The 20,874-nt window shown below is 39.5% G+C and carries 17 protein-coding genes and 1 riboswitch; of the genes, 4 read left to right on the top strand and 13 right to left on the bottom strand.

What is annotated here, in order from left to right:
* Nucleotides 1–161 precede the first annotated feature (161 nt).
* Nucleotides 162–343, top strand: a riboswitch (cobalamin riboswitch).
* Nucleotides 344–371: 28 nt separating this feature from the next.
* The 4 genes from OCV82_RS09350 to dnaG all read left to right on the top strand — a co-directional run bounded on the left by OCV82_RS09350 (nucleotide 372) and on the right by dnaG (nucleotide 7,571).
* Nucleotides 372–2,759, top strand: coding sequence for an anaerobic ribonucleoside triphosphate reductase (locus OCV82_RS09350; RefSeq protein WP_154044181.1), 2,388 nt, complete (start codon nucleotides 372–374; stop codon nucleotides 2,757–2,759).
* Between the two features lie 8 nt (nucleotides 2,760–2,767).
* Nucleotides 2,768–3,244, top strand: a complete 477-nt coding sequence (gene nrdG, locus OCV82_RS09345; protein ID WP_154044180.1) for an anaerobic ribonucleoside-triphosphate reductase activating protein — start codon at nucleotides 2,768–2,770, stop codon at nucleotides 3,242–3,244.
* A gap of 1,057 nt (nucleotides 3,245–4,301) precedes the next feature.
* Nucleotides 4,302–5,303, top strand: coding sequence for a malate dehydrogenase (locus OCV82_RS09340; RefSeq protein WP_154044179.1), 1,002 nt, complete (start codon nucleotides 4,302–4,304; stop codon nucleotides 5,301–5,303).
* Nucleotides 5,304–5,405: 102 nt separating this feature from the next.
* A complete protein-coding gene (gene dnaG / locus OCV82_RS09335) occupies nucleotides 5,406–7,571 on the top strand; it encodes a DNA primase (RefSeq protein WP_154044178.1) in 2,166 nt (721 codons plus the stop codon).
* On the opposite strand, the gene folE is transcribed toward dnaG, so the two are convergent.
* The 13 genes from folE to OCV82_RS09270 all read right to left on the bottom strand — a co-directional run bounded on the left by folE (nucleotide 7,568) and on the right by OCV82_RS09270 (nucleotide 20,807).
* On the bottom strand, nucleotides 7,568–8,146 hold the full coding sequence (gene folE, locus OCV82_RS09330; protein ID WP_154044199.1) for a GTP cyclohydrolase I FolE: 579 nt from the start codon (nucleotides 8,144–8,146) through the stop codon (nucleotides 7,568–7,570). The two genes, dnaG and folE, sit on opposite strands and share 4 nt — an antisense overlap.
* Nucleotides 8,147–8,173: 27 nt before the next feature.
* On the bottom strand, nucleotides 8,174–8,635 hold the full coding sequence (locus tag OCV82_RS09325) for an SPOR domain-containing protein (protein ID WP_154044177.1): 462 nt from the start codon (nucleotides 8,633–8,635) through the stop codon (nucleotides 8,174–8,176).
* Between the two features lie 93 nt (nucleotides 8,636–8,728).
* Complete coding sequence (gene tpiA, locus OCV82_RS09320; protein WP_154044176.1) at nucleotides 8,729–9,484, bottom strand: triose-phosphate isomerase; 756 nt, start codon at nucleotides 9,482–9,484, stop codon at nucleotides 8,729–8,731.
* A 41-nt stretch (nucleotides 9,485–9,525) separates the two neighbouring features.
* The gene (locus OCV82_RS09315) at nucleotides 9,526–10,848 is read right to left on the bottom strand and encodes a BT_3928 family protein (RefSeq protein WP_154044175.1); all 1,323 of its coding nucleotides are present in this window, start codon (nucleotides 10,846–10,848) and stop codon (nucleotides 9,526–9,528) included.
* Nucleotides 10,838–11,380, bottom strand: coding sequence for a DUF1599 domain-containing protein (locus OCV82_RS09310; RefSeq protein ID WP_154044174.1), 543 nt, complete (start codon nucleotides 11,378–11,380; stop codon nucleotides 10,838–10,840). The genes OCV82_RS09315 and OCV82_RS09310 overlap by 11 nt, the downstream gene beginning before the upstream one ends.
* Before the next feature lie 137 nt (nucleotides 11,381–11,517).
* Nucleotides 11,518–12,426 carry a peptidoglycan DD-metalloendopeptidase family protein gene (locus OCV82_RS09305; protein WP_154044173.1) on the bottom strand — a complete coding sequence of 303 codons (909 nt, stop codon included), beginning with the start codon at nucleotides 12,424–12,426 and terminating at the stop codon, nucleotides 11,518–11,520.
* 233 nt (nucleotides 12,427–12,659) lie between these two features.
* Nucleotides 12,660–13,286 (bottom strand): DUF3256 family protein, encoded by a 627-nt coding sequence (locus tag OCV82_RS09300; protein WP_154044172.1) that lies wholly within the window; start codon nucleotides 13,284–13,286, stop codon nucleotides 12,660–12,662.
* A 151-nt stretch (nucleotides 13,287–13,437) separates the two neighbouring features.
* Nucleotides 13,438–15,330 carry a DNA mismatch repair endonuclease MutL gene (gene mutL / locus OCV82_RS09295; RefSeq protein ID WP_154044171.1) on the bottom strand — a complete coding sequence of 631 codons (1,893 nt, stop codon included), beginning with the start codon at nucleotides 15,328–15,330 and terminating at the stop codon, nucleotides 13,438–13,440.
* 24 nt (nucleotides 15,331–15,354) lie between these two features.
* Nucleotides 15,355–15,651, bottom strand: coding sequence for a hypothetical protein (locus OCV82_RS09290; protein ID WP_154044170.1), 297 nt, complete (start codon nucleotides 15,649–15,651; stop codon nucleotides 15,355–15,357).
* Between the two features lie 8 nt (nucleotides 15,652–15,659).
* Entirely contained in the window at nucleotides 15,660–17,327 is a 1,668-nt protein-coding gene (locus OCV82_RS09285; RefSeq protein ID WP_154044169.1) for an OstA-like protein, read from the bottom strand.
* 29 nt (nucleotides 17,328–17,356) lie between these two features.
* On the bottom strand, nucleotides 17,357–18,730 hold the full coding sequence (locus OCV82_RS09280) for a peptidylprolyl isomerase (protein ID WP_154044168.1): 1,374 nt from the start codon (nucleotides 18,728–18,730) through the stop codon (nucleotides 17,357–17,359).
* Entirely contained in the window at nucleotides 18,723–19,589 is an 867-nt protein-coding gene (locus OCV82_RS09275) for a peptidylprolyl isomerase (RefSeq protein ID WP_154044167.1), read from the bottom strand. The genes OCV82_RS09280 and OCV82_RS09275 overlap by 8 nt, the downstream gene beginning before the upstream one ends.
* A gap of 36 nt (nucleotides 19,590–19,625) precedes the next feature.
* On the bottom strand, nucleotides 19,626–20,807 hold the full coding sequence (locus OCV82_RS09270; protein WP_154044166.1) for a hypothetical protein: 1,182 nt from the start codon (nucleotides 20,805–20,807) through the stop codon (nucleotides 19,626–19,628).
* Nucleotides 20,808–20,874: the final 67 nt, after the last annotated feature.

Below are 20,874 nucleotides of genomic sequence, written 5' to 3'. Positions count from 1 at the left end.
AAAATCACCAATAATCTAATATATTTTAAATTTACATCAAATATAGTTTTCCACAAACTTCGCTCACAGACCGCTCTAGAGCATTTTTAAGAATTAAAAATTTCCACTTTTGTAAATTCCAAACATTTTGATGTTTTTTATTTCAGAAATTTGTTTATAGCTTTGCAATACCTTTTCAGAGTGACATCAGTCTCAAAAGGGAATACCGTGAAAATCGGTAACAGTACCCGCTGCTGTGATTCTTGATGAAACGGAACAAGGTTATTCCGACCACTGCCTCATTGGCGGGAAGGTGTTCCGCGGAAAGATCAGTCAGAAGACCTGCCCTGAAAAGAAAAAACAAACAATTGTATGATTTAAAAGACAAAAAAATGGAAACAAAAGACATCTGCATCATCAAAAGAGACGGGAAGCGGGAAAACTTCTCATCTGCAAAAATCTACAACGCCATTACAAAAGCTTTCGTAGCATCAGATCTTACAGACTGCGAAACCCTTATCGATGAAATAACACAGAGGGTAATCAACCATTTCAATACACCTACCATAGGTGTGGAAGAAATACAGGACCTTGTAGAAATGGAATTGATGAAAGTAAGACCGGAAGTAGCGAAAAAATATATCATCTACAGGCAGTGGAGAAACACCGAACGCGACCGCAAGACGAAAATCAAACATATCATGGATGGTATTGTGGCTATCGACAAGAATGATGTCAACCTTAGCAACGCCAACATGTCAAGCCATACTCCGGCCGGGCAGATGATGACTTTTGCATCTGAAATTACAAAAGACTATACTTACAAGTACCTTCTGCCTAAAAAATATGCGGAGGCGCACCAGTTGGGTGATATTCATATTCACGACCTGGACTATTATCCGACAAAGACTACCACATGCATACAGTATGACCTGGAAGACTTGTTCGAGAGAGGATTTCACACAAAGAACGGAAGTATACGTACTCCACAGTCTATACAGAGTTATGCCACTCTTGCTACAATAATCTTCCAGACTAACCAGAACGAACAGCACGGAGGACAAGCAATACCGGCATTCGATTTCTTTATGGCCAAAGGAGTCCTGAAAAGCTACCAGAAGAGTGTAGCTTCAATCATGTCTTTCTTTATGGAAATGAAAGGCATTGACATAACAGAAGAGACTCTGAAAGATTGCGTAAAAAAGCATCTCATGACAATAATCCCGTCTGAAGATGATAAAAACAACCTTATAGAAGAGCTAAAATCCATAGGTGCAAGCATAGAAAAGGGAGACCTGGAACATATATTAAACAAGGCAAACGAACGTACTCGCAAAGATACCCACCAGGCGATGGAAGGTTTTATCCACAACCTTAACACGATGCACTCAAGAGGCGGTAACCAAGTAGTTTTCAGTTCTATAAACTATGGTACAGATACGTCGGCAGAAGGAAGAATGGTTATAGAAGAGTTGCTTAAATCTACAATAGAGGGTCTTGGAGCTCACGGTGAAGTTCCTGTATTCCCGATACAAATTTTCAAGATAAAGGATGGAGTATCATATTCGGAAGAGGATTATCAGCTTGCAATGAGCGACTTCGATGCCGCAATGGAAGGAAAACTACAGTTCAAGGCACCAAACTTCGACCTTTTCCTAAAAGCATGCCGTACCACAGCCAAGGCTTTATTCCCTAACTTCATGTTCCTTGATACACCATTCAACAAACATGAATTATGGAGAGCCGATGATCCACACAGATATAAATACGAGCTTGCCACAATGGGATGCCGCACAAGAGTATTCGAAAACATTAATGGAGAAAAGACATCACTGGGAAGAGGAAACCTGTCATTCACCACGATGAACATGCCAAGACTGGCTATTGAAGCAAGAATTAAGGCAGAAAGTATTATCGATTCAAACAACAAGGAGGCTATTGAACAAAAAGCCAAAGAAGTATTCCTTCAGTCGGTAGAAGAGATGGCAGAAATGATTGCCGAACAGCTTTATTCAAGATACCAGTATCAGAAGACAGCCTTGGCAAGACAGTTCCCGTTCATGATGGGCAACAACGTTTGGAAAGGTGGCTGCGATGTAAACCCTAATGAAGAAGTCGGTGACATACTGAATCAGGGAACACTTGGTATAGGTTTCATCGGAGGTCACAACGCAATGGTTGCACTCTACGGCCAGGGACACGGACACAACAAAAAATCATGGGATACCCTTTACGAAGCTGTAGAGAAAATGAACGAAGTAGCCAAGAGATATAAAGAGAAATATCATCTTAACTATTCTGTCCTTGCCACTCCTGCAGAAGGCCTGTCTGGGAGATTCACAAAGATGGACAAGCGCAAATATGGTATTATAGAAGGAGTAAATGACAGAGATTATTACGTCAATTCATTCCATGTTGATGTAAAAGAGCCTATCAACATCGTTGACAAAATTAAATGCGAGGCTCCTTTCCATGCACTTACCCTTGGAGGACACATCACATACGTAGAACTGGACGGTGAGGCGCAGAAAAACGTAAAAGCCATAGCAAAAATAGTGAAAGTAATGAACGACGAGGGCATTGGATACGGTTCGATAAACCATCCGGTTGATACATGCCACAACTGCGGATACAGAGGTGTGATCTACAGCAAATGTCCGATATGTAACAGCGAAAACATACTCCGCATGCGCCGTATCACAGGTTACCTGACAGGTGATTTGAACAGCTGGAACTCGGCAAAACGTGCAGAAGAACGCGACAGGGTAAAACATGCCTAAACTGAAACATGCTACATTATTTATATACATATCCTGAAACAATAGTCGATGGAGACGGCATCCGGTATTCTATTTATCTGGCCGGATGCAGTCACCGTTGCAAAGGATGCCATAATCCTGAATCGTGGAATCCCAAAGCAGGGAAACCACTTACCGAAGAAGCATTAGAAAGAATAATAAAGGAAATAAACGGTAATCCTCTACTAGACGGAGTAACTTTTACAGGAGGAGATCCTTTCTTTAATCCTGAAGAATTCGGTAATGTTCTAGAAAAAGTTCGTAAATCAACAGGATTGAATATATGGTGCTACACCGGTTATACACTGGAAGAACTCATAAACGATAACAGAAGAAAGAATTTACTGCAATATATAGATGTACTTGTAGATGGGAGATTTGAAGAAAGCTTATACTCCCCTACCCTTGAATTCAGAGGAAGCAGCAATCAAAGGATATTACACCTTAAGAAACTACTTAAACAATAAGAAAAACCATATACAAAGGACTGGAGAAACCATTACGGAAGTTCTCCAGTCCTTGTTTTCTTTATAAAAGAACATATATATACACATTGCATCGCATAATTATTACGTTTTCAGAATTGAAGGCATACAGTGTATATAATATGTTATACAACACAAATATCAAACACCGCATATAATCTTAAAATTAACATTATCGTTTCAAACTCCGTTTTTTTAATTGCGATTTTATCAACTAAAACACAAGATTAACCATAATACATACTTAATTGTGTTTTTCCGTTCGCGGACACGGAGCCTACATACACGAAAACATGATATAAATCAAGAAAAACATATATTAATATAAAAAACAATCACAACTTATTGCAGAATAAAAAAATATCCATACCTTTGTATCGTGGTTGTGAAACTAGAGATTAAATTAATAAATAGCACAAAACATTAAAGGTATTAGACTTACTTAAGGTATAAAAATAAAAAGGTATTAGATAAAGGTTATTAGTTTAAAGTAAAGATTAGGTATTAGGTTTAAAGTTAAAGGTATTAGTAAAAAGGTAAAAGGTTTTCAGTTTAAGGATAAAAGGTAAAAAGATCAATAGGTTTAGTGCTAAGGTAAAAAGAAAAGATTAAAAAGGATAACAATTAAGACTAGAAAAACCAAAGAAACAAAGAACCCTAAATTGGGGGGTTCTTTCAGGAAGCCGGCGGCATTCAAGATGATGAATGACGCCTTTTTTTATTTTTATTCTGATCAATCTAACTTTTCTCTTTATATAATAAGTTCGAACATTCATCAGGAAATCATATACACCCCCTCAAGAAACGAAATACACACGAGTTATCAATATCCATAATTGCAACATCATCATTACAATTTCAATACAACTAAAATGAAATAATGATTTTTTTCCGTAATTAAGTATAAAAGCACAGAAAATACTATTTATTTGCCATCGGTAAATCTGTTATTTCTTCGATAATTTCTTAACTTTGTAGCGCAAGAAAGAAAAAGAGACAATAAAAACACTTTTATAACATAACATAAATAATTAGAATTATGGAATTTGTAACAAACGAAAAACTTACTATCGTAGGTGCTGCCGGTATGATCGGTTCTAACATGGCTCAGACTGCAATCATGATGGGCTTGACTAATAACATCTGCTTGTACGACCCATACGCTCCAGGTTTGGAAGGTGTAGCAGAAGAATTGTTCCACTGCGGCTTTGAAGGTGTAAACATCACTTTCACTTCTGATATCAAAGAAGCTTTGACAGGTGCTAAATATATCGTTAACTCAGGTGGTGCTGCTCGTAAAGCAGGTATGACTCGTGAAGACCTTCTTAAAGGTAATGCAGCTATCGCTGAAGAATTCGGTAAGAACGTTAAGACTTACTGCCCAGATGTAAAACACATCGTTATCATCTTCAACCCAGCTGATATCACTGGTCTTATCACTTTGTTGTATTCAGGTTTGAAACCAGGTCAGGTTACAACTCTTGCAGCTCTTGACTCTACTCGTCTTCGCAGCGAATTAGCTAAACACTTCGGTATTTCTATGGACGCTGTTGAAAACTGCCGTACATATGGTGGTCATGGCGAACAGATGGCTGTATTCGCTTCTACAGCTAAAGTTAACGGCAAAGCTTTGACTGACATCATCGGTACAGATGCTTTGACTAAAGAACAGTGGGCTGAAATCCAGCAGAAAGTAACTAAGGGTGGTGCTAACATCATCAACCTCCGCGGACGTTCTTCATTCCAGAGCCCATCATACGTTTCTATCGAAATGATTGGTGCTGCTATGGGTGGTAAAGCATTCCGTTGGCCAGCTGGTACATACGTATCAAACGATAAGTATGACCATATCATGATGGCTTGGGAAACTTCTATCGACACTGAAGGTTGCCACTGCGCTGCTTTGAACGGAACAGCTGAAGAACAGGCTGCTTTGGATAAGAGCTACGAACACTTGTGCGCTCTTCGTGACGAAGTTATCGCTATGGGCGTTCTTCCTCCAGTATCAGAATGGAACGCATTGAACCCAAATATTAAATAATTAATATCCAGGTTTAAAATTATATCAGGGGAAACCGCGTATGTGGTTTCCCCTATTTTTATACCCATAAATCATAATTTTTTATGTACTTTTGCAGCCAGTATGATAGATCAGGCCACCATAGACAGAATTCTTGATGCAGCACAAATAGTTGATGTTGTTTCCGACTTTGTTACTCTGCGCAAGCGTGGAGTCAACTACGTAGGTTTGTGTCCTTTCCATAATGAAAAGACTCCATCGTTCAGCGTTTCTCCAAGTAAGGGAGTATGCAAATGCTTCAGCTGCGGAAAAGGTGGAAACGCGGTACATTTCATAATGGAACACGAACAACTGTCGTACTATGAGGCTCTGAAATGGCTCGCAAAGAAGTATAATATCGAAATAAAGGAAAGAGAGCTTACAAAGGAGGAAAAGCAGTCTCAAAGTCTGAGAGAAAGTCTTTTCCTTGTCAACCAGTTTGCAGCAGAATATTTCCAGGACATTTTATACAACAACATTGACGGACAAAGCATTGGTATGACTTATTTCCGCCAGAGAGGATTCCGTGACGATATTATAAAGAAATTCCAGCTTGGATATTGTACTGAGTCAAAAGATGCATTAGCTAAAACAGCTGTACAGAAAGGCTACAAACAAGAACTGTTGCTCAAAACCGGACTGTGCTACATGAAGGACGACGGAAAAACCATACGCGACCGCTTCTGGGGACGTGTGATTTTCCCGGTTCACAACATCACCGGAAAAGTTGTTGCATTCGGAGGACGTGTACTCAGCGCTGCAACAAAAAACGTACAGATGAAGTACGTCAACTCTCCTGAATCCGAAATCTATCATAAGAGTAAGGAGCTGTACGGAATATACTTTGCCAAACAGTCAATAATCCGCCAGGACAGATGCTTCCTTGTGGAAGGCTACACAGACGTTATCTCAATGCATCAAAGCGGTATTGAGAACGTAGTGGCATCATCAGGAACAGCACTTACATCAGATCAGATAAGACTGATACACAGATTTACAAATAACATCACAGTGTTATACGATGGCGACGGTGCAGGTATAAAAGCCAGTATCCGCGGTATTGACATGCTTTTGGAAGAAGGTATGAATATAAAGGTATGTCTGCTTCCAGACGGTGAGGACCCTGACAGCTTCGCCAGAAAGCATAATGCTACGGAATATCAGGCATACATCAATAACAATGAAGTTGACTTTATACGCTTCAAAACCAACCTGCTTATGGAAGAGGCAGGCAAAGATCCTATCAAAAGGGCTGAACTGATTTCAAGCATAGTAAAAAGTATATCGGTCATTCCCGACAGCATAGTCCGTTCTGTATATATCAGAGAGTGCAGCCAGCTGCTTAAAATGGATGAAAAAATCCTGGTTGAAGCTACAGCCAAACTTATTGAACAGGCAGCAGAAAGTAAGGAAAAGGAAGAAGAAAGAAAAAGACAGAGAGAGGAATACAACAGAAGGCAGCAGGCAATCTCAACTCCACAACAGGAAGAGGAAATTGCTTCAGACAGTAATGCAAAGAGTAACAATACTGCAGATATTGTTCCACCTGTGAGCAATCCTACTATTGATAGAAATGAAACTCCCGTTCTTCCACCTGAAGGAAATATACCCCCTCCAGAATTAATGCCGGAAGAGATATCACCTGTTGACACATATTCATCATACATCCCTGCACAGGGAAATGAGAACAAGGTTTTCTACAAGCAGGAAGAAAGTCTTGTGAAAATGATTATCAGATATGGAGAGAAAGTAGTGTGCTGTGTAGAAGACGAAGAAGGCAACGAACAGCCATTCACCGTAACTGAATATATTGCATACAATCTGAAAGTTGACGACATACAGTTCCACAATCCTATACACAGAAAGATACTTAAGGAAGCGGAAGAGAACGTACACAATGAAAACTTTGTGGCAGAGAGATATTTTCTGTCAAATCCGGATCCGCAGATAAGCAAGGTTGCTGCCGACATGTCGAGCGACAGGTACCAGCTTAGCAATTATCATTCTAAAGGCCAGAAAATAATAACAGACGAAGAACGTCTCTACGAACTAGTTCCCCGCCTGCTGCTGGATTTTAAGATTTCTATTTTAAAGGAAGAGATGAAACATACCCTTCAAGCACTGAACGATCCTGCTGTAGCTTCCAATCCGGAGAAATGCGCAGAGATAATGGCCCATTTCAAAGATTTGACAGAAACACAGAACATGATTCTGAAAGATGCAGGCGATCGTACTACCAGCCTCTATTAATGGTTGTTTCTGATAAGATTCATGAACTCCTCACGAGTCTTTGCCTGATTAAAAGCTCCTGTAAAATCGGATGTTGTGGTTATTGAATTCTGCTTCTCTACACCACGCATCTGCATACACATGTGTTTGGCTTCTACAACAACCATCACTCCAAGCGGATTCAATGTTTCCTGAATACACTCCTTAATCTGCAGAGTCATTCGTTCCTGCACCTGCAAACGATGCGAGAATATATCCACCACTCGTGCTATCTTGCTTAACCCTGTTATGTATCCGTTAGGGATATAAGCTACATGAGCCTTACCATAGAAAGGAAGCATGTGATGTTCGCATAAAGAGAAGAAATCTATGTCCTTCACGATGACCATCTGACTGTATTCTTCCTGGAATTTTGCAGCATTAAGCACTGCTTTCGGATCCATTTCATATCCTCTTGTAAGAGTCAGCATTGCTTTTGCAACACGCTCCGGCGTTTTCAGAAGTCCTTCACGCTCAGGATCTTCTCCAAGCAATGACAATATCTCCCTGTAATGCCCCATCAATTTCTGAACCTTCTCTTCAGGCCAGTTTATCATATCGGTTGTCATCATCATCTGTATATATTATTCTATAGGAATATTTATCTGTTCACGCACTATTGCCACTTCCTTAAAACTTCCTTCAGCTTTCAGCTGTCTCATTGCTACATGGGCCTCTTCTATACTTTTATAGTCGCCCACTCTGCATAACCAGCGAGGCGGTTGGAAAAATGTATATACCGGCATATCTGGAAACTTTTCCTTAACCTTCTCTGCCACAATGTTAGCCTCATCTCTGGCCTGACGGGAATTATTGCCAGCATAGACCTGTACACGATATCCGCGTGTTTTTATAACTCTCTGCGCTTCAGAAGAGCCAGTCCTGACAAAACGTTTGCCTATCATATCGGTTATCTGGGCATCCTGATGTACAGTCACCTTACCTTGACCGGGAACGTTTGTCTGCAAACTTTCCACTATATTACTCTGTGCCACGGCAATTCCCGATGAGACAGTAAAGACTAAAGATAAAAAATATTTCATCATACCGGTTGATTGAATTTTTAAAGACAGTATTCCGGACATAACTTCCGGAATACTGCCATATTATTTAAACTACAGACCTGTGTCTGCAATAAATTATTTGAATGCGTCGATGATACCCTTGAAGTCAGCAGCTTTCAAAGCAGCTCCACCGATAAGACCACCGTCAACATCAGGATTAGCGAACAATTCCTTAGCGTTAGAAGGCTTGCAGCTACCACCGTAAAGGATAGAAGTGTTTTCAGCAACTTCCTTACCGTATTTAGCAGCAACCAATGAACGGATGTGAGCATGGATTTCCTGAGCCTGTTCTGGAGTAGCAGTCTTACCTGTACCGATAGCCCAAACTGGTTCGTAAGCCAAGATTACTTTACCGAAATCTTCAGCTGACAAAGAGAATACAGAAGCAAGCTGAGCTTCAACTACTTCATTCTGCTTGTTAGCTTCGCGTTCTTCAAGAACTTCACCGATACAGAAGATTGGCTTCAAGTTGTTAGCCAAAGCAAGTTTAACTTTTTCTTCAAGGATTTCTACTGTTTCGTGATAGTAAGCACGACGTTCAGAGTGACCAAGGATTACGTACTGAGCACCTGTAGAAGCTACCATTTCTGCAGAAACTTCACCTGTATATGCACCAGAAACTTTGTCTGCACAGTTTTCTGCACCTACACCGATGATTGAGCTGTCAACGATAGGAGTTACAGAAGCCAAGTGGATGAACGGAGTACAGATTATCACGTCGCAGTTTGGCTTGTCAGCAGTCAAAACTTCATTCAATTCTTTTGCCAAAGCAATACCTTCTTGCAGGTTCTTGTTCATTTTCCAGTTACCTGCTACAATGTTTTTTCTCATCTTGTTGAAATAATTAAATAGTTAAATATAAAAGGTTATAATCAATCTTTCTTTTCATTTACTCCTTTATTTGGAGCAGGAATAAACTTTTTCTTTCTGTGTATGTTCAACCATATCAAATCTATGATTATGAACAGTATCAACGGTCCGAAGAACCAAACCAACATTTCTGTAACCTTTGTCCAGAATGTATTATCGTCAAGTTGTCCTATAGGAAGTTCCTCCAAAGGGCCAGACAGCTGATATTCGTCAGGCAAAGAGAAATTACTCCATTTTCTTATCACCACACCGTCTTTCAACAATATCATACCCGGATTGGAACGAATAATGGTTTTCAGCGTTATCTCGTCCATTGTGGCAAACGGATATTCCGCTCCAGTATAATCCTGCCATCTTGATATAGCTTCATCCGATGATGCTGTTACACAATAGAACTTATAGCCATGATCCAACGAATAATCATACACTTCGTTTATCAGATCCATTGAACTGTCATCAGCCTTTTCAAGCCATGGCGAAACCAGAAGAAAGACATAGTTACTATTCAGAATTTCTTCAGTTATATCAGCGCCATCGTCATTCGATATCACAACAAAATCCTTGATTGGCGGTTCATAGCCCTTTTCTTTCAGTACAGTCTGCGACTCTACAAATGTCCATGTGGTATCGGTCGGGAAATTATCTATAGTAAAATCCTTCTTCACACCATCTTTCTGGTATGTAAATATGGTTTCATAAACAGGAAGTTTCACCCCCTCAGGTATCTCCATTCCAGCCTTGATGTCAGCCCCTATATGATACGGACGAAAGTCAAATACCGGTAAATGATTAAGGGTGAAATATGTGAACAGAAATATAAAGACAGTACTGTACATTGCTACCAGCCAATCCACCTTATCAGTCACTAACTTGAATACACTCCTGTTACGCACAAAGACAAATACTGACGCCAAAAGAAGGACTACATTCTTCCAGAAAGTATCCCAATTTGACAAATGAACGGCATCACCGAAACATCCGCAATCGGAAATAGGATTGGAAACAGCAAGCCACAACGTAAGAGGAGTCATTACAAGCATAAAAAGCAGGCAGGATATTGAAGCCAATTTACGTCGTATTCCAAACAGGAGGTAAGAACCTAAAGTAAATTCCACTATAGCCATTATCCAGGCTATAAGATAAGGTACAAAACCGGAAATCCATCCGGCCAGCCCGAAAGCTTCAAAATAGTCCTCTACTTTATAGACTGTTCCCATCGGATCATTGGCTTTAATGAATCCCGAAAACAGGAATACTATAGCCAAGAGGAAGCGACATATATTTACGCCTACATAAACAGCCCTATGTATATACTTATTCTCCAAACTCAAGTTTTATTAATCCGAACACCGAATAGTTAATCATATCCATGTAGTTGGCATCCACTCCTTCCGAAACCAATGTCTCACCACCAAGTTCTTCTATCTGCTTGGTTCTGTATATCTTCATAAGAATCAAATCCGTATATGACGATATACGCATACTGCGCCAAGCCTCATCGTAATCATGGTTTTTTGCCAACATAAGCTCCAATGCCTTCTTTGCGTATTTGTCATACATCTCAAGCGCACGCTCTATGCTCATATCGTTAGTCTCGGCAAAACCCAGTTCCAACTGGATAAGTCCTATTATACCATAATTTACTATTGCTATGAATTCCGAACGGATACCTTCGTCGATAAGGGCAACACCCTTCACTTCTATACTGCGGATGCGGTTAGCCTTTATGAATATCTGGTCTGTTACCGAAGACGGACGCATGATGCGCCACGCTGCGCCATAATCATGCAATTTCTTTTCGTAAAGGCTACGACATATTTCTATAACGTGTTCAAACTGTTGTTTAGTATCTTTCATAAACCAATTGAATATGTGGCAAAGTTACTTATTTTTCGTATAAACACATAATAAAAAAGGTGGAAATGCTTTTGCATTCCACCTTTTTTAATCATATAAACGTCAAATAAGATTCTATATTAAAGTATTATACAGAATTATGAACAACGCAACACCTGTCCGATTCTGAGAACTGTATTACGTTTTATACCGTTCATGCTACACAGCTTGTCAATTGAAATATGATATTTTCTTGATATTGAGCCCAAAGTGTCACCACTTTTAATTTTATGATAACGTATGGAGTTAGCGGCTGCTGCAACCTTCTTCATGTCACCGTTCTTTAGTGCAGCCAACGCTCTTGTACGCTGATAATTATACATATTGGCTCCCTTTATGAAGAGATAGCTGTCTGCCACAATATCCTGTTTTGGAAAATCGAAAAGGAACTCAGGATTGATTACCTGACCTAGCAATCTTGTTTCGAAATGAAGATGCGAACCTGTTGAACGTCCTGTATTTCCCCCCAGACCTATTACCTCGCCAGCCTTTACGAACTGGTCTTCCTTGACTAGCTGCTTCGAAAGGTGACCATAGATTGTTTCAAGTCCGTTATCATGACGAATTACAACATACTTACCGTAACCAGAACGTTCGTATCTCACGATTCTTACTCTACCGCTGAACGCCGCACGTATTGTATCGCCGATATATACCTTTATGTCAAGTCCGTTGTGCATACGTCTCCATCTGGGACCACACTTCGATGTAATCTTCGTATGTGGTGTAGGCATACAGAAGCCTGTTAAATCTATTCTGAAAGTATCCGGTACAGTCACTTTTTTTCCGTAGGCATGAACCCTTTCATTGCTCCATTCCGGATAAAGCGAATAAGCCGGGTAGAAGGCTTGTTCTGTTTCAATCTGACGTACCAAAGCTAGTGAGTCAACAGACTTTAGCTTCCTATCTATGGGTGCCTGCTTGGCCAACAAGTCCTGTGCCGAAGTATTTACAGACACCAAAGCAAAAGCTGCGACCGATAATGTTCTAAGAATTTTAATAAGCATTTTACAGTTAATATTTTTATATATGAGTATAAGAAATACACGTTTTATACATATTATCCCTTATACCTAACAACTCAAAACTAAAAAGGTTTTCAAAAAATCCTTGTAAAGATAAGTTTTTTTGTGGAGCGAGGCAAGCCAGATTAAGCATTTTTTACGTATTTTCATACACTATATACGTAAAAACAAGTATTATATGTTGAGTAACATATTTTGAGCAAATATAGATGTTACTATTCCTTTACATACTTTCCGGCATTCCAATTGAATTTTAATGAATCCACTGTATATGGCTTCATGATATCTGCACTTTCCTTGCCCATAGCTTCAAGAGTATTACACTTGAATACAATACTATTGTCCTTGTCTGACAATTCAGCTTTCATTATATACATTTCATTGGCGAAATCTTCTCTTGAAACTGTGTTTACACTGTCATTAGAAGATTTATAGAAATCTCCATGTCCCGGAAGAGAGATAAAGTTACGCAACGGCAATTCTTTCCAGTCGATAGAATAGAAATATACCTGGCTGTCTTCTGCTGGTCCGTTGTATGTTTTTACCACACAAACCACATTTACCGAATCGTTCAATGGCAACAGTTTCATTTCCTCTGATGATGCCTCTGTGGTTTTAAGCTTCAGATAATCGTCCGTAAGCTTAAGCATTTCCGATTGACCTCCGAATCTGTTCTTTACTACAGCCTTCATTCCCGATGACAGGAAATCGGCAAAGTCCTGACGGTTTACCTTAGTCAGCAGCGGAGAAAGTGAATCAGGCATTGAAACGAATACTGAGTTTATATTTTGTGCATTAGCCGAAAGGCTTAAAAGTATGGAAAACAATAGAATTAATCTCATATTTATATTTTAAAAGCATTTAATAAACATCGAAACTCCTTGATATATTCTGGTCCGACAATTGTCGGCAGTGGTGCTGACCAAGGTCGGCAATACTACCGACAATCGTCAGAAGCTCTGCTCACAGCTGTCAGCAGCAGGATATATGCTTTCAACGGAAAAGTTTCTCTATATCATCATCATTCATAAGTGCAAGAACAGTCTTTCCGTCTGGTGTATAATTTGGTGCCGGAGCAGAGAACAGCCCGTCAACCAAAGCATTCATTTCATCGTTGGAAAGCACCTGACCAGCAACAATGGCAGAAGCACGTGCCATTGAAAGTGCAATCATGCTTTGCACCTCTTCTTTCACCTTACAGCCTTTCTCTATTGCCGAATGAACAATATTAGTTATCAGCTGTTCAGGATTGAGTCCCTCAATATCGGCTGGTACACCATTAATGGAATATGTTCCTCCACCAAGCGGACTGAGTTCAAATCCCAATGATGTCAAATCATCCATAATTTCTTCCAGTACAGGAACTTCGGAAGGTGAAAAATGAATCATGTCGGGAAACAGCATACGTTGTGACAATCCTACGTGTTTCTGTATCTGATCCATATACTTGTCATACAATATCCTTACGTGTGCCCTATGCTGGTCGATAATCATAAGTCCGGATTTCACCGAAGTAAGAATATATGTTCCTTTGTACTGATAATGCTGCGCAGCTTTTTCCGTAATGACAGCATCCGGATGCTCATCATATATGGTAGCCTCTTCTGCATCCTCATGAAATTTTCCCGAGAAAACGTTTTCTTCCGAGAAAGGACTCACATCTTCCTCCACTGTACGTGTCTTTCTCTCCAATCCTTGGTAGAATGGCTCCCATTCTGTCCTTTTCTTGCTTGCCGAAGAATAAGACGACGGAGGAACAATAGAAGACGATTGGTTGAACGGATTATATGAAGGATCATACGAAGTAGGTGGAAGTTCACTCCCTATTGAACCGGCCATATCAATGGCTGGAATATCGGGCATACCCTCGGTATCAAAATCTATCGAAGGTACGGCATTAAATCTGCCTAATGTTTCCTTTACAGCCGCAGATAATATCTGCCAGATGGCTTGTTCATTCTCAAACTTTATTTCGGTCTTGGTAGGATGAATATTGACATCTATATTGGCAGGATCCACATCAAAATATATAAAATAAGACACTTGTTCACCTACCGGAATAAGATGCTCGTATGCATCTGCCACAGCCTTATGGAAATAAGGATGACGCATATATCTGCCATTCACAAAGAAGAACTGACGTGCACCTTTCTTTCTGGCCGTTTCGGGCTTACCTATAAAACCGTGAATGTTTACCATAGTAGTGTCGATATCCAGCGACAACAGATCCTGGTTCAATTTCTTGCCGAACACTCCCATTATGCGCTGTCTAAGCTGTATGGCAGGCAGGTTCAGAATTTCCGTTCCATTATGATGGAATGTGAACGATACTTCCGGATTTACGAGAGCTATTCTTTCGAATTCCGATATTATGTTACTCAGTTCAGTCTGATTTGATTTGAGGAATTTTCTTCTTGCAGGAACATTAAAAAACAAATTTCGCACTATGAAATTACTTCCTTCAGGGCATGCCACCGGTTCTTGCTTTTCCACTTTGGAGCCGGAAATCAAAATAGACGTACCCAGCTCCTCACCGTGCTGCCTTGTACGCAACTCTACTTCGGCTACTGCAGCAATAGATGCCAGCGCCTCTCCGCGGAAGCCCATAGTCCGTAGAGCAAACAAATCCGAAGCCTCGCGTATCTTTGAAGTGGCATGGCGTTCGAAGGCCAGACGCGCGTCTGTTTCCGACATTCCTTTACCATTGTCTATCACCTGGATGCATGTCTTTCCGGCATCTGTCACAGATACATCAATATGTCCTGCTCCGGCATCAATGGCATTCTCAACCAGTTCCTTTATCACCGAAGCCGGCCTCTGGATAACTTCACCCGCTGCAATCTGATTGGCTACAGAGTCGGGCAACAAACGGATTATATCGCTCATAAATTATGTTTCTCCTTTATTTAATCAAAAAGTAAAGCTACCTGTTACAAGATAATGCAGGATATAAAGCAATAACACAATTGCCACAAACAATGTTGCATAACTGAGCGGTTTTCTGCCACTCTCCTTACGACGTTTTAGATATTTTGTACCTTCAACAAATTTTCCTCTGATATCTTCAGGAGAAAACTCCTTAGGAGGCAACATGCCAAGCTCACGTTTTGCAGTATCCTCTATCTTCTGCAGCTTTTCCTTACGCTCATCCACATAGATATACTCATGGTGATACGCTCTCGGTTTTCTCATTGTAAACATTCCCATAATATTATCTATTTATCGTTAAACAAATGCTGGTTAGGCAACTCTATAGGTCCGCGAACATTCTTCTTCAGCTGATCTTCAAGTTTCTTGCCACGCCAGTTGAATATATCCTTCTTATTCAAAGGACGAATATAGTCAAACCATACGAAATTATCAAGATGACTTTTCTCCAAAGGTATCTGAGACATAGGATATAGAGTACCATTCGACTTAGGACTCATCACCATGCGTTCCAATTGCTGGTTTTCAAGATATATATCCAGCTGACTGGTTTCAGACACGTTCATTCCTATAAGAAGACTGTCGGAGTCCATTGGATAATACACTAACCGGACAGAACCTATCACCTCTACTTTTTCCATAAGTCCGTCTTCGAAATACGCCTTGATTTCCTTTCCGGAAATCTGATTGAACAATGTAGTATCTACAGGTATCTGTTCCACAGAAAGAGCCTGATTGATGATATGTGCCCAGTCTATGGTACTGTCGTTCATGTATATATTTATCTGTTCACCCAAAAGTTGCTGGTTTTCATTCCATAGGACAGGATCCTTATACATGATAAGACATGAATCTTTCGACGAGAACACCAGTGAGTCCGCTACTCCCTGGACATCTGTTCTGTAAAACCTTACCTTATGGTATGCCTTTACCTCTCTATACATAGAGTCAGTGTCAAGATGGAAAGTATTCATACTGAGGGTATCAGCATGTAGGAAAAGACTGTCTCCCTGAGAGTAATCTATAGCTACTGCATTCTTCGTAACGAAAGCACTTTTCAGTTTCTCATTGTAATAACCATAGTCCCCCAACATCATGTTCTTGTTTAGAGTATCTGTCATTACTATATTTGAGAAAGCCTCGCCAATACCTGTGTTTCTGTCATAGAACAATGAATCTCCAGTCAGTTGCTTGCTGTCGCTTGTCAACACCGAGCGCTGATACAGGTCTGCTTTACCGGTCTGTGTATCATAATATCCCGACTCGGAATAAATATAATTGTTGTCGCTGTAAATATCAGAAGGACCAACAATATTTGCCACCTTTGTCAATGTACTGTATTTCAACGTGTCGGACAGCATTGTAAACTGTGGGTTTTCCAGTTTCACATTGTAATAGAAAACAGACATTTTGGTAGAAGGACTATATTCTCCCCATTCGGAAGTCAGTACATTCTGGTCGTCCATCATTGTTCCACCATCGAAGAAATATCCAAGATTGAATATTCTGTCATAGTTCAAGCTATCGGTAAGCAATGTTGTTGTTCTGTTCTCCATTCTTACGTTCATTCGCATCTGCGCAATCTGGGTCAGCCCGTCATAATACAGTCTGTCACCATATAGGAACAAAGTATCCCCCTGTTCCATACGTACATTGCTGAATGCCTCGAATGAATTTATCTTGTCATAATAATATGCACTGTCGCAATACATATACACACTGTCATGACGGAAGACTACGTTTCCAACCACTATTTGCGCGTCAGGATGCAGAGCGTCTTTTTTCAGTTTGTCGGCACGCAACAAATACACCTTACTTTTCTGTTTCGGCTGAGTCTGTGTCCTGCCGTCCTGCATATTGGCAGCCGTCAGGCAAAAGCCCAACAGGCAGAGAGTACATAACAACAGTACTCTCTGCCCGCCAAATAACATTATTTTTTTCTTTATATCAAACATTCTGTCTATTTAGGCAATAATGTAAATTATCATTCCTTGATCCATCCCGGATATTTAAAATCACATTTTCTCCAATTAGGATTAATTCGAACGTATGTATTTTTCTGTTTTTCAACAATCCATTCCTGAATTTTCTCTTCACTGCGTTTTGCTGTCACCATACTCTTCAGGCGTTGATAATCTTCAGTAATGGTAGCCTTGTGTGCATCAATTCTGTTTTTCAGCTTAACGATGGCACACACCTCCTTACCTTTCGAGTTAATCATCGTAAATGGCTTTGATATTTCACCTATCTGCATACCTTCAACTACCTTTGCAACTTCCTGAGATACCAGTCCGGCAAGATGCTGCATTTCGAAGCGAGAAGTTCCTGTTTGAGGATTGGCCAACAATCCATGATTATTCTTTGTATCCTTGTCCTGAGATACCCATGTGGCAGCCTCATCGAATGTCACTTTTCCTTTTCGTATATCATTAGCCAAGGTATCAAGCTTGTTGAGCGCCTCTTCTATTTCCTGTTCATCAACTTTAGGCTTCATAAGTATATGACGATAACTTACTCTATCACCTCTTTTTTCAATCAGCTGTGCTATGTGGTATCCATACTCTGTTTCAAACACTTTTGAAATCTTCTTCGGATCTGTCATATTGAATATTACATTCGCAAATTCCGGTGTCAGCTCACCTCTTCCTGTAAATCCGTATTCACCTCCACGGCGTGCAGAACCCGGGTCTTCGGAATAATACATAGCCAATACAGAAAATGAAGATTCTCCCTTGTATATCTGTTCAGTGAAATCACGAAGTTTTTTCTTTACTCTTTCTATTTCCTCCTCTTTAATCTTCGGTTCGCGTACTATAATCTGCACCTCAACCTGAGTAGGAATACTAGGAATACTGTCAGAAGGCAAATTCTTGAAATAATTTCTCACCTCTGCCGGTGTCAGTTTAATATCCCCTACAAGCTCACGTTGCATCTGCTGCACAATAAGTCCGTTACGGATATTTTCTCTCAACATTTCGCGTATTTGAGTAGATGTCTTATTATAATATTCCTCCATTTTTTCCTTTGAACCTATCTGATCGATAAGCCATGCAGTCTGCTGCTCTACCTTCTGTATAACTTCCTGCTCTGAAACTTCTATACTGTCAATCTCTGCCTGATGCAAAAACAGTTTCTGCACAGCCAGTTCTTCCGGAATGACACAATATGGATCTCCGTCAAAACGTCGTCCCTCATATTGGGCATTCAACCTTTCATTCTCAACATCAGATTTCAGAATAGCTTCATCGCCAACCACCCAAACGACTTCGTCAATAACATTGTCCTGGGCATTTACTGTCAATCCCACAAAAGATAATAGTAGGAAAAAACCAAATCGAATTACACTTAATTTATTCATTTGAGGCATTAAAATATTTTATATCATTATTATCACAGGCTTCGTCATACAAATCTTTCTTCATTTTTGTTATAAACTCCACCCTTTTATTATTCATAATTATTTCTCTAATATCTTTCCCTGCATATTCCAAAGGCAAAATTTCACCCTTTCCAAGGTAATCTTCTATATGAAGGAAATAATAGAATGCAGAATCACTTAACTCTATATTCTTATTCTTTCCAATATTGTTTTTTTCTTTGTCAGCATCAGTCGGCAATCTAAGAAAAAAGTCATTCACAGATCTCCACCTGTCATAAAAATACTCATAATCAACAGCATTACGCAAACCGTATTTTTCTATCTTGTCAACTGAGCGTTCAGAACCGTCCTTATACCACTGCCTTACTTGAGAAATCCCTGAAGCAGTTTTCGGTACTTTTATATAAAGACCTTTTATGTATGGCTCAACAGCCAGAAAGGCATCCTTATTTTCATTGTAGTACTCTTCAACCTCACTATCAGGAATTAGGCTTTCAACTTCCTGACTTACAATCTGCTCTATATATGTATGAGTTATCAACTCCCTACGATACGAATTGACCAATTCATTTATTCCGGCATCATCAGGTATATTACCCTCAGCTTTTGCATAAAGCAACATATCATCAATCCAGTTTTTGATATATCTGTCAGCCATCTCGGCACTATCCTTTTCAGATATTCCAGGAGGTGTTACCGCCATGACATCTTCCATATAAAGATAATTATCACCCACCTGAACAAGTGGTGTCTTACCTTTATGGTCAACTGTCTCGGTACACCCGGAAGCAAGCAATACAAAAGCCGTTATAATACAAAAAAGATATCTGTAGTACATTTTTCAATAAATCAGTGAACGAAGATACTGTATAAATCAATTACTTCCATCACAATTAACTGTTTTTAAAACGTCTATATACTTTTCTACCCTAAATTTACGTTCCAAATCCTGAAAATAAAGCGTCTCGCATTCCTGTTTATAATCCTGAATCAACACATCATATACATCATGATAATTATCAGCCATATAGTCAAGCTTCTTTCCAAGAATAAAAGTATATGGAAACTCATTCATTTCTTTATATTCTCCGCATTTAAAGGCCAATTTATCTATGTATTCATTTTCGCCGATTTCAAAAAGACCGACTTCAATTACAGAATCATAAACTTTATTTTCACGTATCAATTCATTCAGTTTATCATTCCATAACTCCATAGGCAACTTTTTCAACTTACGTCTTATTTTAGAACCTGCCTTTTTGCTTTTACAATGAATTACAGCTCCTTTGTAATGCGGAAACTCCCATCTGTATTTACCCCTGTTCCGTTTGAAGAATTCCTCCAAATCTTTTTTCGATGCTTTAGAAGTTAACAAATCATCCTTCTTATCAAGTTCTGCTGCAAGCAACGTTTCATAAGCCATTTTCAAAACAGAATGAGCATCACTTTCATCATGAAGCAATCTTACTATATTAACTCCTTCCGGAGAGATAAAAGGCTTTGAACATCCTCCTACAGAAATGCCACTCATGGCATCTTTTACTTCATTCAGCAAAAACCTTGTATCATGATATACACATTGCTCTAATCTTGAGTCTGCATCTCTGGCAAGAATACGTTCTGTCTGTTCGCCGGATATAATCTTAGAATACACATCCTGCATAAAAGCAAATGCCTTATCAGACACTTCATTCTGACGTAGCTTATAAGTAATCACCTGAATAACAGCATTGCCACTTTGCTGTTTTTCATTAAGATCATCTATTCCCGACAATTCATTACTTAAAAGCCCAAATTCCTTCTTAAAACCGGACTCTTCGTCTATACCTCTACTCTTGGCCTCATATACTTTCAACTTAAACTGAAGGAAATAATAAAAATAATCCTCTACAGAACAATCTGATATTTTTGATATGTTTCTATAATACTGTTCATATTCCGACAAAAGGATTTCATCACCATTTATTTTCAATATGACTTTGTCGGACTGATTATACGGATACAGTCCGAGACAGCACCATATAAACATAAAACATAATACAAATAATCTTCTCATGATAAAAAAATAGCATGGACCATACATAAGCGTAAACGCATTATATATAATCCATGCCAACACTAAT

Source organism: Bacteroides cellulolyticus, from assembly GCF_025567135.1.
In the GTDB taxonomy this organism is placed as follows: Bacteria; Bacteroidota; Bacteroidia; order Bacteroidales; family Bacteroidaceae; genus Phocaeicola; species Phocaeicola cellulolyticus.
Note: the sequence above shows the minus strand (reverse complement) of the source record. Positions and strands in the feature narration are given on the sequence as shown.